General features: G+C 71.2%; 14 protein-coding genes and 1 pseudogene. 12 read left to right on the forward strand and 3 right to left on the reverse strand.

The window, feature by feature from the left end; genetic code table 11:
• Positions 1-98 precede the first annotated feature (98 nt).
• From ABZ671_RS28755 to prcA, 4 genes are all read left to right on the forward strand, one after another.
• Entirely contained in the window at positions 99-305 is a 207-nt protein-coding gene (locus ABZ671_RS28755; RefSeq protein ID WP_091118071.1) for a ubiquitin-like protein Pup, read from the forward strand.
• A 5-nt stretch (positions 306-310) separates the two neighbouring features.
• Complete coding sequence (locus ABZ671_RS28760) at positions 311-979, forward strand: endonuclease VII domain-containing protein (protein ID WP_357864015.1); 669 nt, start codon at positions 311-313, stop codon at positions 977-979.
• Entirely contained in the window at positions 898-1,737 is an 840-nt protein-coding gene (prcB, locus tag ABZ671_RS28765; protein WP_357864018.1) for a proteasome subunit beta, read from the forward strand. The genes ABZ671_RS28760 and prcB overlap by 82 nt, the downstream gene beginning before the upstream one ends.
• A 61-nt stretch (positions 1,738-1,798) precedes the next feature.
• The gene (gene prcA / locus ABZ671_RS28770) at positions 1,799-2,632 is read left to right on the forward strand and encodes a proteasome subunit alpha (protein ID WP_357864020.1); all 834 of its coding nucleotides are present in this window, start codon (positions 1,799-1,801) and stop codon (positions 2,630-2,632) included.
• A gap of 9 nt (positions 2,633-2,641) precedes the next feature.
• Here prcA and ABZ671_RS28775 read toward each other — a convergent pair.
• Positions 2,642-3,419, reverse strand: a pseudogene (locus ABZ671_RS28775) (GDP-mannose 4,6-dehydratase).
• A gap of 127 nt (positions 3,420-3,546) precedes the next feature.
• Between ABZ671_RS28775 and pafA the strand changes: the two are divergent.
• Both pafA and ABZ671_RS28785 read left to right on the forward strand, forming a co-directional pair.
• Positions 3,547-4,905, forward strand: a complete 1,359-nt coding sequence (gene pafA, locus ABZ671_RS28780; protein ID WP_357864021.1) for a Pup--protein ligase — start codon at positions 3,547-3,549, stop codon at positions 4,903-4,905.
• A 63-nt stretch (positions 4,906-4,968) separates the two neighbouring features.
• Positions 4,969-5,163 carry a hypothetical protein gene (locus tag ABZ671_RS28785; protein WP_357864023.1) on the forward strand — a complete coding sequence of 65 codons (195 nt, stop codon included), beginning with the start codon at positions 4,969-4,971 and terminating at the stop codon, positions 5,161-5,163.
• Positions 5,164-5,184: 21 nt separating this feature from the next.
• On the opposite strand, the gene ABZ671_RS28790 is transcribed toward ABZ671_RS28785, so the two are convergent.
• Complete coding sequence (locus ABZ671_RS28790) at positions 5,185-6,117, reverse strand: hypothetical protein (protein WP_357864025.1); 933 nt, start codon at positions 6,115-6,117, stop codon at positions 5,185-5,187.
• 291 nt (positions 6,118-6,408) lie between these two features.
• Between ABZ671_RS28790 and ABZ671_RS28795 the strand changes: the two genes are divergently transcribed.
• Positions 6,409-6,957, forward strand: a complete 549-nt coding sequence (locus ABZ671_RS28795) for a carboxymuconolactone decarboxylase family protein (RefSeq protein ID WP_357864042.1) — start codon at positions 6,409-6,411, stop codon at positions 6,955-6,957.
• Positions 6,958-6,985: 28 nt separating this feature from the next.
• Here ABZ671_RS28795 and ABZ671_RS28800 read toward each other — a convergent pair whose 3' ends face one another.
• Positions 6,986-8,071 (reverse strand): DUF3866 family protein, encoded by a 1,086-nt coding sequence (locus ABZ671_RS28800; protein ID WP_357864026.1) that lies wholly within the window; start codon positions 8,069-8,071, stop codon positions 6,986-6,988.
• A gap of 95 nt (positions 8,072-8,166) precedes the next feature.
• On the opposite strand from ABZ671_RS28800, the gene ABZ671_RS28805 reads away from it, so the two are divergent.
• The 5 genes from ABZ671_RS28805 (at position 8,167) to tatC (ending at position 11,893) form a co-directional block, all read left to right on the forward strand.
• The gene (locus ABZ671_RS28805) at positions 8,167-9,165 is read left to right on the forward strand and encodes a WYL domain-containing protein (protein ID WP_357864028.1); all 999 of its coding nucleotides are present in this window, start codon (positions 8,167-8,169) and stop codon (positions 9,163-9,165) included.
• Positions 9,162-10,169 (forward strand): YafY family protein, encoded by a 1,008-nt coding sequence (locus ABZ671_RS28810; RefSeq protein WP_357864030.1) that lies wholly within the window; start codon positions 9,162-9,164, stop codon positions 10,167-10,169. Before ABZ671_RS28805 ends, ABZ671_RS28810 begins: the two co-directional genes overlap by 4 nt.
• A 10-nt stretch (positions 10,170-10,179) precedes the next feature.
• Positions 10,180-10,428: a hypothetical protein gene (locus ABZ671_RS28815; RefSeq protein ID WP_357864032.1), complete on the forward strand. Its 249-nt coding sequence runs from the start codon at positions 10,180-10,182 to the stop codon at positions 10,426-10,428.
• Positions 10,429-10,646: 218 nt separating this feature from the next.
• Positions 10,647-10,925 carry a Sec-independent protein translocase subunit TatA gene (gene tatA / locus ABZ671_RS28820; RefSeq protein WP_357864034.1) on the forward strand — a complete coding sequence of 93 codons (279 nt, stop codon included), beginning with the start codon at positions 10,647-10,649 and terminating at the stop codon, positions 10,923-10,925.
• Between the two features lie 17 nt (positions 10,926-10,942).
• Positions 10,943-11,893 (forward strand): twin-arginine translocase subunit TatC, encoded by a 951-nt coding sequence (tatC, locus tag ABZ671_RS28825; protein ID WP_357864036.1) that lies wholly within the window; start codon positions 10,943-10,945, stop codon positions 11,891-11,893.
• Positions 11,894-12,030: the final 137 nt, after the last annotated feature.

The raw sequence follows: 12,030 nt of genomic DNA on the forward strand, positions 1-12,030 counted from the left end.
GCCGGAAAGCCCGCCCCGCGCTGGAACCCGGCGCGCGGCGGGCTTTTCGTCGCTCGCCCGAGGTAAGTTGATCGCAGGCGATCGTGGAGGAGGCAACGATGGCGACCCAAGAAGGCGGCCAGACCCAGCACGGCAAGTCGCACGAAGAGGTCGAGGAGGTCACCGCGCAGGCCAACCCCGAGGTTGCCGAGCGGCACGCCGAGATCACCGAGGACGTCGACGACCTGCTCGACGAGATCGACTCCGTCCTCGAAGAAAACGCAGAGGAATTCGTGAGGGGATATGTACAAAAAGGGGGTGAATGAGAGAAATGTCCGATTTGCCCAGCGAATCGGACAAGGAATGCCCGCAGTCTGAGCGGCTGTTGCCCGTCACGGAGTTCCATCGCAACCGGCGGCGGGTGGACGGTCTCGCCTACTACTGCAAGACCTGCGCGGCGGCCCGCTCAGAGGCGAGCCGCCGCAAGCGCGGAATCGGACCGCAGAAGAAGCCGTCGTCGCCGGTTCCTGCCGGGTCGAAATGGTGCCCGGACTGCGACCAGGTCACGCCGCTTGAGGACTTTCCGCGAACGAAGAAGGCCAGCGGACGGCACAGCTACTGCAAGCCGTGCCACAACGTCCGGGGCAAGGTGACCGCGCAGCGGCTCTACGGCGGCACACGCGAGTATCACCTGCGCCGGCGGTACGGGATCGGGGAGAAGGAGGTCCAGGAGCTCCTGGCCGAGCAGGGCGGCGTCTGCGCGGTCTGCGGCGCCCCCGATCCGGAACATGTGGACCACGATCATCGCACCGGATGGGTGCGCGGGATACTCTGCTTTAACTGCAACGGTGGTCTTGGCCAGTTCCGCGACAGTCCCGCGAGGCTGACCAGGGCGATCACGTACCTGAGAGGAACCACGTGGCAGCGGGTTTTGATCCATCCGGGCGTCTACCAGATGTGTTCACCAACGCGGGGACGTCCTCCTTCACAGCGTTCCTGAGCAAGGTGGCCCCCGAGATGCTGCCCGGCCGGCGGGCGCTGCCGCCCGGCATGGCCGCCGACCTGGCGCCGCACGCGACGACCATCGTGGCCATCTCGGCCGCCGGTGGCGTGGTGATGGCCGGCGACCGGCGCGCCACGATGGGCAACCTGATCGCCCAGCGGGACATCGAGAAGGTGCACCCGGCCGACGCGTACTCGCTGGTCGGCATCGCGGGCACCGCGGGCATCGGCATCGAGCTGATGCGACTGTTCCAGGTGGAGCTGGAGCACTACGAGAAGATCGAGGGCGCGATGCTCTCGCTCGACGGCAAGGCCAACCGGCTGGCGTCGATGATCCGGGGCAACCTGGGCGCGGCCATGCAGGGCCTCGCGGTGATTCCGCTCTTCGCCGGCTTCGACCTGGCCGCGAAGGATCCGGCGCGGGCCGGGCGGATTTTCAGCTTCGACGTGACCGGCGGCCCGTACGAGGAGACCGGCTACGACGCGATCGGGTCCGGTTCGCTGTTCGCCAAGTCGGCGTTGAAGAAGCGGTTCCGGGTGGGCCTGTCGATCGACGACGCGATGCGGCTGGCGGTCGAGGCGCTCTATGACGCGGCCGATGACGACACCGCCACCGGTGGCCCGGATCTGACCCGTCGGATCTATCCGGTGGTGATGACCGCGACGGCGGACGGCACGCACCGGCTCACCGAGGCCGAGACGGCCACGATCGCGGAAGGCGTGGTGGCCGGCCGGATGGAGAACCCGGGCGGCTGATCCCGCTCCCACCTCACCCGTCAGCATTCCGCAGTACAGCGCCCGAAGGAGAACCGCCGCCGTGGCCATGCAGTTCTACGCCTCGCCCGAGCAGATCATGCGCGATCGTTCCGAGTTGGCCCGCAAGGGCATTGCCCGGGGCCGCAGCGCGGTGGTCTTGAGCTACGAGGGTGGGGTGCTCTTCGTCGCGGAGAACCTGTCCAGCACCCTGCACAAGGTCAGTGAGATTTACGACCGGATCGGTTTCGCCGCGGTGGGCCGGTACAACGAGTTCGAGAATCTGCGCCGTGCGGGGGTGCGGATGGCCGATCTGAACGGTCTGAGCTATGACCGGCGGGACGTGAACGGCTTGGCCCTGGCCAACGCGTACGCGCAGACGCTGGGTGCCATCTTCACCGAGCAGTCGAAGCCGTTCGAGGTGGAGATCTGCGTGGCGGAGGTGGGCGCGACGCCGGATGACGATTCGCTCTATCGGGTGACGTATGACGGTTCGGTCAATGATGAGCCGGGCCGGATGGCGATGGGCGGGCAGGCCGAGGCGATCACCGGGGTGTTGAAGAACGAGCACCGGCCGGAGATGTCGCTGTCGGAGGCGGTCCGGGCGGCGGTGAAGGCGCTGGGCAGCGTCGGCGGGGAGGGCGGGGCGGCTCGTTCGATCGCCGCGAACCAGTTGGAGGTGGCGGTCCTGGATCGGCGCCGGGTCGGGCGTACGTTCCGGCGGGTGATCGGGGCGGGGTTGACCGCGCTGCTGGAAGGGGATGCGAGCGCGGACACCGCGCCGGCGCCGGGGCGGGCGCAGACTCCGACGGTGCCGACCGGGGAGGCGAAGAAGCCGCTCTCGTCGGCGGGCTCGGCCGACCTGGAGGGGCAGCAGGACGAGCAGTCCGGGGAGTGATGACCCGCGTCAGCGGTGTGGTTTGAGGGGTTCCCACCAGGCGCGGTTGTCGCGGTACCACTCCACGGTGGCGGTGAGCCCGTTGTCGAGGTCGGTGGTGGGGGTCCAGCCCAGGTCCCGGTGGGTGGTGGTGGAGTCCAGCGCGTAGCGCCGGTCGTGGCCTTTGCGGTCGGCGACCGGCGCGACGCGGTCCCCGCCGGCGTCGCAGGCGGTCAGTAGCCGGTCGGTCAGTTCGCGGTTGGTCAGTTCGGTGCCGCCGAGGTGGTAGACGCCGCCGGCCCGGCCGTGGGTGGTAGGCGAGGGCGAGCAGGTGGCCGGTGGCTTTGCTGGCCGAGTACGGGGAGCTGGGGTTCAGTGGCGCCTGTTCGGTCCATGAGCCGGTGGCGATCGAGCCGTACACCTCGTCGGTGGAGACCTGCACGAACCGGTGGATGCCGTGCCGTAGGGCGGCGTCGAGCAGGTTCTGGGTGCCGACCACGTTGGTGGTGACGAAGGTGGCGGCTGCGGTGATGGAGCGGTCCACGTGCGACTCGGCGGCGAGGTGTACGACGGTGTCGTGTCCGCGGACGGTGGCGTCGACGAGGTCGGGGTCGCGGACGTCGCCGTGGACGGTCCGTAGGCGGGGGTCGGCGCGGACCGGTTCGAGGGCGTCCTCGGTGGCGGCGTAGGTGTGCGCGTCGAGCACGGTGACGGCGTCCACGTGGAGGGCCGGCTCGGCGCCGGTGAGCAGTCGCCGGACGTACGTCGACCCGATGAAGCCGGCGCCGCCGGTGACGAGGATCCTCACGGTGGCCGACCGTACCGGTTGTGGAAATTGCGTGGGGTGGGTTGCCCTGACGGTTGGGGACGGGCGTGGGTGAGATGGCTGGGTTGAGCGCTGCCCATCTGGGGCTTCGGGCGGCTAATGTCACATCATGGAGCGGCGAATCTTCGGCCTCGAGACCGAGTACGGCGTCACCTGCACGTATCGCGGGCAGCGCCGGCTGTCCCCCGACGAGGTCGCGCGGTACCTGTTCCGGCGGGTGGTGTCGTGGGGCCGGTCGAGCAATGTTTTCCTGCGTAACGGGGCCCGCCTGTATCTGGACGTGGGCTCGCATCCGGAGTATGCGACGCCGGAGTGCGATTCGGTCACCGATCTGGTGGCGCACGATCGGGCGGGGGAGCGAATCCTGGAGGGTCTGCTCATCGACGCGGAGAAGCGGCTGCACGACGAGGGCATCGCGGGTGAGATCTACCTGTTCAAGAACAACACTGATTCGGCCGGCAACTCGTACGGCTGCCACGAGAACTATCTGGTGTCTCGGCACGGTGAGTTTGGTCGGCTGGCCGATGTGCTGATTCCGTTCCTGGTGACGCGGCAGTTGATCTGTGGTGCCGGGAAGGTGCTGCAGACGCCGCGCGGGGCGGTCTACTGCCTGTCGCAGCGGGCCGAGCACATCTGGGAGGGGGTTTCCTCGGCGACCACCCGGAGTCGGCCGATCATCAACACCCGGGACGAGCCGCACGCGGACGCGGAGCGGTACCGCCGGCTGCACGTGATCGTCGGTGATTCGAACATGAATGAGGTGACCACGATGTTGAAGGTGGGCACCGCCGACATCGTGCTGCGGTTGATCGAGGCCGGGGTGGTGATGCGGGACTTGACGTTGGAGAACCCGATCCGGGCGATCCGGGAGGTGTCGCACGACATCACCGGCCGGCGTAAGGTGCGGCTGGCCTCGGGCAAGGAGATCTCCGCGTTGGAGATTCAGCAGGAGTATCTGGCGAAGGCGACGGAGTTCGTGGAGCGCCGGGGCGGGGATCAGACGGCGAAGCGGGTGGTGGACCTGTGGGCCCGGGTGCTTCGGTCGGTGGAGACCGGCGATCTGGATCCGGTGGCCCGGGAGATCGACTGGGTGACGAAGCTGCGTCTGATCGAGCGGTATCAGCGTAAGCATGACCTGCCGCTGGCGCATCCCCGGGTGGCGCAGATGGACTTGGCCTATCACGATCTGCGGCGCGGGCGGGGCCTGTACGGGTTGCTGGAGCGGCGTGGCGAGGTGGATCGGGTGGCGACCGACCCGGAGATTTTCGAGGCCAAGGAGACTCCGCCGCAGACCACCCGGGCGCGGCTGCGGGGTGAGTTCATCCGGCACGCGCAGGAGAAGCGGCGGGACTTCACGGTCGACTGGGTGCATCTGAAGCTGAACGATCAGGCGCAGCGGACGGTGCTGTGCAAGGATCCGTTCCGGGCGTATGACGAGCGGGTGGAGCGGCTGATCGCGAGTATGTGAGGGGGCTTCGGTGGCTGGTGCCATGGGCACCGGCCACCGGCGTGCGGGTACGCTGACGTCGCGATGAACACTTCCGAACCCTCTGGCCGGGACAGCGGCGCCGAGAAGCTCAACTGGATCGACCGGCGCCGCGAGAAGATCCGCGCCGAGGTCGAGCGGAACCGCCGTGGCGAGTACAAGGTGCCGACCTGGGTGCTGGCGGCGGCCCTGATCATCATTGTGGGCGCCTGGCTCGCGTTGATCTTCCTCACCGGCTGATTCGCGCGGCGGCCGGTCAGGTCACTTGTACGGCATCATGGGGAACCAGCCGATGCCGAAGCGGGCGGGCAGTCGTACGTCCCAGTAGACGACCGTGAAGATGCCCAGGGCGACGAGCAGGGCGCCGGTGAGCACGGCGGCGCGGCGGGGCTCGGCCATCCAGCGGATGAAGCCGCCGCGGGTGACCAGCACGATCACCGCGAAGATCAGCGTGACGAGCAGGATGTTGCCGAGCGACTGGAGGGTGAAGGCGAGCGCCCCGTAGACCGGGTTCCCGGTGTCCACGGCCCAGTGGAACAGCTTGTTGAACATCGGGTACGGGCGGCCGATGAGGAACCCGCCGACGAGCGCGCCCATCGTCACCACCCGGCCGACCGGCCGGCGGGCGAAGATGTCGGGGAGCAGGCCGAGCGTCGCCAGCCCGAGGTAGGTCAGCGCGAGGCCGATCACGCCGAACACGACGGACGACTGGATGAGGCGGACCGGCACCCCGCCCACCACGTCGGTGGAGAGCTGAGGAAGCCGGTCGCCGAGCAGCACGCCGACGGCGCCGTAGCCGGCCGAGACCACGGTCATGCCGAGGGCGAGCCAGCCGACGGGACGCAGCAGGGCCCGCAGCGGCGCGGCGGTGCTGTCGGCGCCGGGCACCTGGCTCATCGGGCCGACCGAGGCGGCCATGGCGATGTTGCAGGCGGTGAAGGTGCCGGCGAAGCCGGATACGAACGCGAAGAGCAGCCCGGCCGCCGTACCGGTGATCGCGGTCGCCTTGGCGTCGTGGCCGAGTACGGCGTTCGCGACGTTGTCGCCGATGACCTTGTCGACCAGTTCGAACGACCACAGGACGGCGAGCAGGATGCCGGCCGCCGCGCTGATCAAGGCGACCCGGAGGCGGCGCCCGGGGCGGGACGACGCCGGGGTGGCGAGCTGGTGTTCGGGGAGCTGTCGCAGTGACATGGCGCCTCGCTTTCGCAACGGGGCCGCCCCGTCCGGCGGCAGGCCCCTGCGCTGGCGCCGGTGACGTGCGTGGGGTGGCCGGAGCCGGATACCTGGTCAGGATGGGGGAGGCCGGGCCGGCGTGGCGACTTCGACCGTGCGCTCCTCGTCGCACCCGGTCCGTGGGGCGGGACGGCGCCGCGAACGCCGCACGCAAGCAGGTGTGGTCCGCGCGGGGAGTCTGGCAGGTTGCCAGGTGGACCGCGTTCGGCACTGCCGGCCACGGCCGGCTCGGGTAGGGAGGGCGGCGTCATCGCACACATTGATCTTGGCCTTGACGAAAAGGCGTATCCGGGCATCACCGGGCCGATGCTGTTCCGCCCCGAGACAGCGGGGCCGCTCAACGCGCTCGCCGAGCAACTGCTGCGCGCGGCGCATCCGACGCTGAGCGCGGGCGAACGGGAGCTCATCGCCGCCTACGTGTCCGGCCTCAACGAGTGCACCTTCTGCTGCTCGTCACACTCGGCGTTCGCCGCCGCCCAGTTGCCGGCCGGGATGCCGCTGGTGGAGCAGGTTCGCCGGGATGCCGCCACAGCACCGGTCAGTGACAAGCTGCGGGCGCTGTTGCGGGTCGCCGCGGCGGTGCAGCGTGGCGGCCGGGAGGTCACCGTCGAGCTGGTCGACGCGGCCCGCGCCGAGGGGGCCACCGACCTGGAGATCCACGACACGGTGCTGATCGCCGCCGCATTCTGCATGTTCAACCGGTACGTTGACGGCCTGGGCACCTGGGCACCGCAGGACCCGGAGGCGTACGAGCGGTCTGCCGAGCGTATCGTCGCGCACGGCTACCGCGTGAGCTGAACGCCGGTCCGGTCGCCGGCCAGGCGGGTCAGCCGAGCAGTCGGGCGGCGTGGCGGCCGGCGGCGGCCGCGGCGAGGAAATAGGCGTGGTCGGCGTCGAGGCCGCGACCCATCGTCGACAGGCCGACCGGGCTGGCCCGTAGCGCCGCGTCCAGCCCGTCGGTGGGCACGGTGATGATCCGGTGCCGGTCGGCGAGGGGTGCCAGCGCGGTGGCCACCTCGGCCGCGAGGGCCGGGTCCAGGCGGTCCGGCACGACCAGCTCCGCGGCGGCGAGGGCAACCCGCCCGTACGCGGTGAGGCTGTGGTGGGAGACGCCGCGGTGCCGAGGGCGGGGGTCGGCGGCGGAGATGCGCAGCGAGCCGACGGCCCGCCCGCCGAGGGCGGCGACGGCGTTGACGGCCTCGCCGACCGCCACCCCGGAGAAGCCCCAGCGGGTGCCGGTGCCGAGGTTGCCCGGGCCCTGGGCGACGATCGCGACGTCGGCGTGGAGCACGTGCCGGGCGGCGAGCAGGCCGCTGTGCAGGGTGCTCGCCTCCAGGTCGCCGCCGAACGCCTGACCGACGCTGACCGTGCCGACGAGGTGGTCGGCGAGCCCGGCGAGGGTGCGGGAGAACCAGGCCGGCAGCGCCCCGCCGTCGGTGAGCAGGTACGCCACTCGGGCGTCGGGGGCGTCGACGTGCACGCCGGCGAGGATCGCCGGCAGGGCGGAGTGCAGGTCGGCGGTGACCACCGGCATCCCGTCGAGGCTTTCCGCGGCGGCCAGCCGGGCGTGGTGCGGGGAGGCCTCTTCGTCGACGCCGAGCAGGATCGGCTGTAGCGGGGTGTAGCGGGCCTTGACCAGGTGACCGGCCGCGCGGGTGTCGGCGGCCTGCGGCGGGTCGGCGGGCAGCCGGTCGGGCAGGGCGACGACCAGCGCGTACCCGCCGGTGCCGAGGCCCATCAGCAGGGCGCCGGCGTTGAGCAGCACCCGGTCGCCGGGCTCTGGTTCGCCGACCAGCGCCGGGTAGGCGAGGGCGCGCATCCGGCCGCCGTCGGGCAGGTCGACGTCGAGTTCCGTCGCGCCGGCCCATCGTCGCCGTACCGCCGTGACCGTGCCGGACCGCCATCGCACCATGTCGGGCACGGTATCGGCCGGCGGCGGGGCGGGGCGCGTCGGGTCGTCGGCGCGCGGGTGCGCGTCCACGGCGCGCGGGCTGCTAGCGTTCACCCGTGTCGCGGAGCCGTACCGAACGCCTGGTCAACCTGGTGATCTGCCTGCTGTCCACGCGACGGTTCCTCACCGCCGCGCAGATCGCCGCGACCGTGCCCGGCTACGAGCACGATCCGGAGGACGCGAAGGACCACGAGGCGTTCCAGCGCAAGTTCGAGCGGGACAAGGCCGAGCTGCGGGAGCTCGGGGTGCCGTTGGAGACCGGGACGGCCAGCGTCTTCGACGCCGAGCCGGGCTACCGGATCGCCCCCCGCGAGTACGCGCTGCCCGACATTCCCCTGGAGCCGGACGAGGCCGCGGCGGTGGGCATCGCGGCGCGGCTGTGGCAGCACGCGGGCCTGGCCGCCGCCGCCTCGTCCGGGCTGGCGAAGCTGCGCGCCGCCGGCATCGACGTGGACCCGCAGGCGACCCTGGGCCTGGAGCCGATGGTGACGGTCGACCCGGCGTTCGCCCCGCTGACCGCCGCGGCCCGAGACCGGCGGGAGGTCAACTTCGACTACCGGGTGCCGGACCGGGACGCCCCGACCCGTCGACGGTTGCAGCCGTGGGGCGTGGTCTGCTGGCGCGGCCGGTGGTATGTGGTCGGCCACGATCTGGATCGGGAGGCCACCCGTTGCTTCCGGCTCTCCCGGGTGGTGGGCGCGGTCCGGGTGAGCGGTGGGCCCGGGGCGTATGAGCCGCCCGTCGGGGTGGACCTGATCAGCCATGTGGCCCGCTGGTCCGGGCCGGTGGAGCGGACCGGCCGGGCGATGGTGCTGGTGGCCCCGGGGCGGGCCGCCGGGCTGCGCCGCTGGGCGACGGAGAGCACCTGCGGGCCGGACGGCGACCGCCTGGTCCTGCCGTACGCCGATGCCGACTACCTGGCCGGCCAGATCGTCGGGTATGGCCCGGAGGTGCGGGTGTTGGAGCCGCCGGAGGTGCGGGAGGCGGTCATCCAGCGGTTGAAGGAGATCGCGGCCCGGCACGACGAGCCGGTGCTGGCCGGGGGTGCCCGGTGACCCGGCCTACGGTCCGTGGCGGCCGTGCCTCCGCCGACCGGCTCGCCCGGCTGCTCAATCTGGTGCCCTACCTGCTGGCCCGGCCCGGCATCGAGATCGCCGAGGCGGCGCGGGACCTGGGGACGACCGAGCGGCAGCTGCGCGAGGACCTGGAGTTGCTGTGGGTGTGCGGGCTGCCTGGCTACGGCCCGGGTGATCTGATCGACATGGCGTTCGACGGCGACCGGGTCACCATCACCTACGACGCCGGGATCGACCGGCCGTTGCGGCTCACCCCGGACGAGGCGCTCGCCCTGGTGGTGGCGCTGCGGATGCTCGCCGAGACGCCGGGGGTGGCCAACCGGGAGGCCGTGGAGCGGGCCCTCGCCAAGATCGAGAGCGCGGCCGGGGACCTGGCCGGCGCCCCGGTGGAGGTTCGGCTGCCCGCCGACACGGCCCGGGTGCGTGAGCTGCGGGCCGCCGTGGAGGGCGGCCGGGCGCTGCGGATCACCTACTACACCGCCGCGCGGGACGAGACCACCGAGCGGACCGTCGACCCGCTGCGGATGCTGATGGTCGGTGGCCGGGCGTACGTGGAGGCGTGGTGCCGCCGCGCCGAGGCGGTCCGGCTGTTCCGGGCCGACCGGATCGACGCGGTCACGGAGCTGGACGAGGCGGCGGTGGTGCCGCCGCAGGCCCGCCCGCAGGATCTCAGCGACGGGGTGTTCCGCCTCGCGCCGGACCTGCCGCTGATCACGCTGCGGATCGGCCGGGGCGAGCGGTGGATCACCGAATATTACCCGTGCGAGCGGGTGGAGGCCGACGGCGAGCAGTGGCTGGTGTCGCTGCGGGTGACCGATCTCGGGTGGGCCCGCCGGTTCGTGCTGGGGCTCGGCCCGGACGTCACCGTGATCGCCCCGGCCGAGCTGGCCGAGCAGGTCCGCGCCCAGGCGGTCGCCGCGCTCGACGCGTACGCGACGCCGGTGGAGCGCGCCGACCCGGCGGCGGCCGGCCGCAACCAGTAGGCTGACCGCCGTGGTGACGTGGATCGTGCTCGGGGTCGTGCTGTTCCCGCTGCTCGTGCTGGCCCTCGCGGTCCGGCCGGTGCTGGTTCGGCTGCCCCGGCTGCGCCGGGCGGCGGTGGCGTTGCAGCGTCGGCAGGCCGAGGCGGAGGCGCTGCGGTCCGCCGCTGAGGCGCTTCAGGAGCGCGCCGCCGCGCTGCAGGAGCGGGCGGCCGTCGCGCAGGAACAGATGACGTTGATCAAGGTCAAGCGGGTGAGGTGATCGACGGCCGTCGGTCGGGCGCTTGTTGGCTGCGCGTTCGGTGGCGGTTGCGCGCACAATCGCGCCGCAGTGGGTGGTTGACGGGACGCTCCGGGTTGGTCGAGACTTCACCCGACCAGGCCCGCAATGGCAGGCCCGGTGAGGTGGCAACCCGTTGCGACGCACGTACGATGGGCTCCGACTACCTCTGACCGACACTTGAGCGACTGGAGCTTCCCATGGGCGCCCTCAGGCCGTGGCACATCATCGTCCTTGTGGTCGTGCTGATCCTGCTCTTCGGCGCGAAGCGGCTCCCCGACGCGGCCCGTTCGCTGGGCCGCTCGATGCGGATCATCAAGGCCGAGACCCAGAGCCTGCGCGACGACGACCGTGACCTGGCCGAGAAGGCCGATGCGCAGGCCGGCTACCAGCCGCTTCCGCCGCAGGCCGGTCAGCAGCAGTACGCCCCGCAGCCGCAGCAGCCGGTCGACCCGGTGCAGCGCGTCCGCGAGAACTGACCGGCGGGCCCACCACCGTGGCCTTCGCGTTGAAGAAGCGCGGCCCGAGCGGTTTCGAGCGGGCCTCCGAGGGCTCGATGACGCTCGTCGAGCACATCCGTGAGCTGCGCAACCGACTGTTCCGCGCGTCGCTGGGGATCGTCGTCGGCCTGATCGTCGGCTTCTGGCTCTCTCAGCCGGCGTTCGATCTCCTCCAGCAGCCGTACTGCCGGCTGCCCGGGGTGATGGTCGACGGCGAGTGCCAGAAGTTCCTCCAGCTGGCACCGGCGGACGGGTTCATCCTGCGGCTGAAGCTGGCGCTGTGGATCGGTCTCATCGTCGGGGCGCCGGTCTGGCTCTACCAGCTCTGGGCGTTCATCGCCCCCGGTCTGCACCGGCACGAACGCAAGTGGGCCTACGTCTTCGTGTCCATCGCCGCGCCGCTGTTCGCGGCCGGGGCGGTGCTGGCCTACTTCGTGGTGGACAAGGGCCTCGGGTTCCTGATGGAGTCCGGGGTGACCGGGACGTCCAACCAGCTGGAGGTGACGCGGTACATCTCGTTCGTCACGAACATGATCCTGCTGTTCGGGGTGGCGTTCGAGTTCCCGCTGATCCTGCTCATGCTCAACTTTACCGGCGTGGCCAGCGCGAAGCGGCTGCTGAGCTGGTGGCGCGTGGTGATCTTCGTGTCGTTCGCGTTCGCCGCGATCGCCACGCCGGACCCGGGCCCGTTCGGCATGACGCTGCTGGCCACCGCGCTGTCCCTGCTCTACTTCATCGCGGTCGGGGTGGCCTTCCTCAACGACAAGCGGCGCGGCCGGGGCCGGGAGTTGTATGAGGGCGTCGCCGACGACGAGGTGTCGCCGCTGGACCTGTCCGGCGAGCCGGTGGAGGCCGCGGGGCGGGCCGAGGTGGTCGCGCCGATCGACGTCCCCGAGCCGATCGCCGCACCGACGCCGATCGAGCGCCGCTACGACGACATGACCTGACCGGTTCGCTCGGAGCACCACGCGGAAACGCCGCCCCACCCCCCCGGGGGGGGGGGGCGGGAAAGGGCGGGACACACCCCAAAACAAAAAAAAACAAAAAAATAACTGGTTTTGGTTGTTGTTGTTGTTTTTCGTTT

Origin of the sequence: Micromonospora sp. NPDC006766, assembly GCF_040636055.1 — a bacterium.
GTDB lineage: Bacteria > Actinomycetota > Actinomycetes > Mycobacteriales > Micromonosporaceae > Micromonospora.

Excerpts from the sequence above, each read along its gene's own strand:
- ABZ671_RS28755 (WP_091118071.1), top strand. The coding sequence starts at position 99 with ATGGCGACCCAAGAAGGCGGCCAGACCCAGCACGGCAAGTCGCACGAA.
- ABZ671_RS28760 (WP_357864015.1), top strand. The coding sequence starts at position 311 with ATGTCCGATTTGCCCAGCGAATCGGACAAGGAATGCCCGCAGTCTGAG.
- pafA (WP_357864021.1), top strand. The coding sequence starts at position 3,547 with ATGGAGCGGCGAATCTTCGGCCTCGAGACCGAGTACGGCGTCACCTGC.
- ABZ671_RS28785 (WP_357864023.1), top strand. The coding sequence starts at position 4,969 with ATGAACACTTCCGAACCCTCTGGCCGGGACAGCGGCGCCGAGAAGCTC.
- ABZ671_RS28790 (WP_357864025.1), bottom strand. The coding sequence starts at position 6,117 with ATGTCACTGCGACAGCTCCCCGAACACCAGCTCGCCACCCCGGCGTCG.
- ABZ671_RS28800 (WP_357864026.1), bottom strand. The coding sequence starts at position 8,071 with ATGGTGCGATGGCGGTCCGGCACGGTCACGGCGGTACGGCGACGATGG.
- tatA (WP_357864034.1), top strand. The coding sequence starts at position 10,647 with ATGGGCGCCCTCAGGCCGTGGCACATCATCGTCCTTGTGGTCGTGCTG.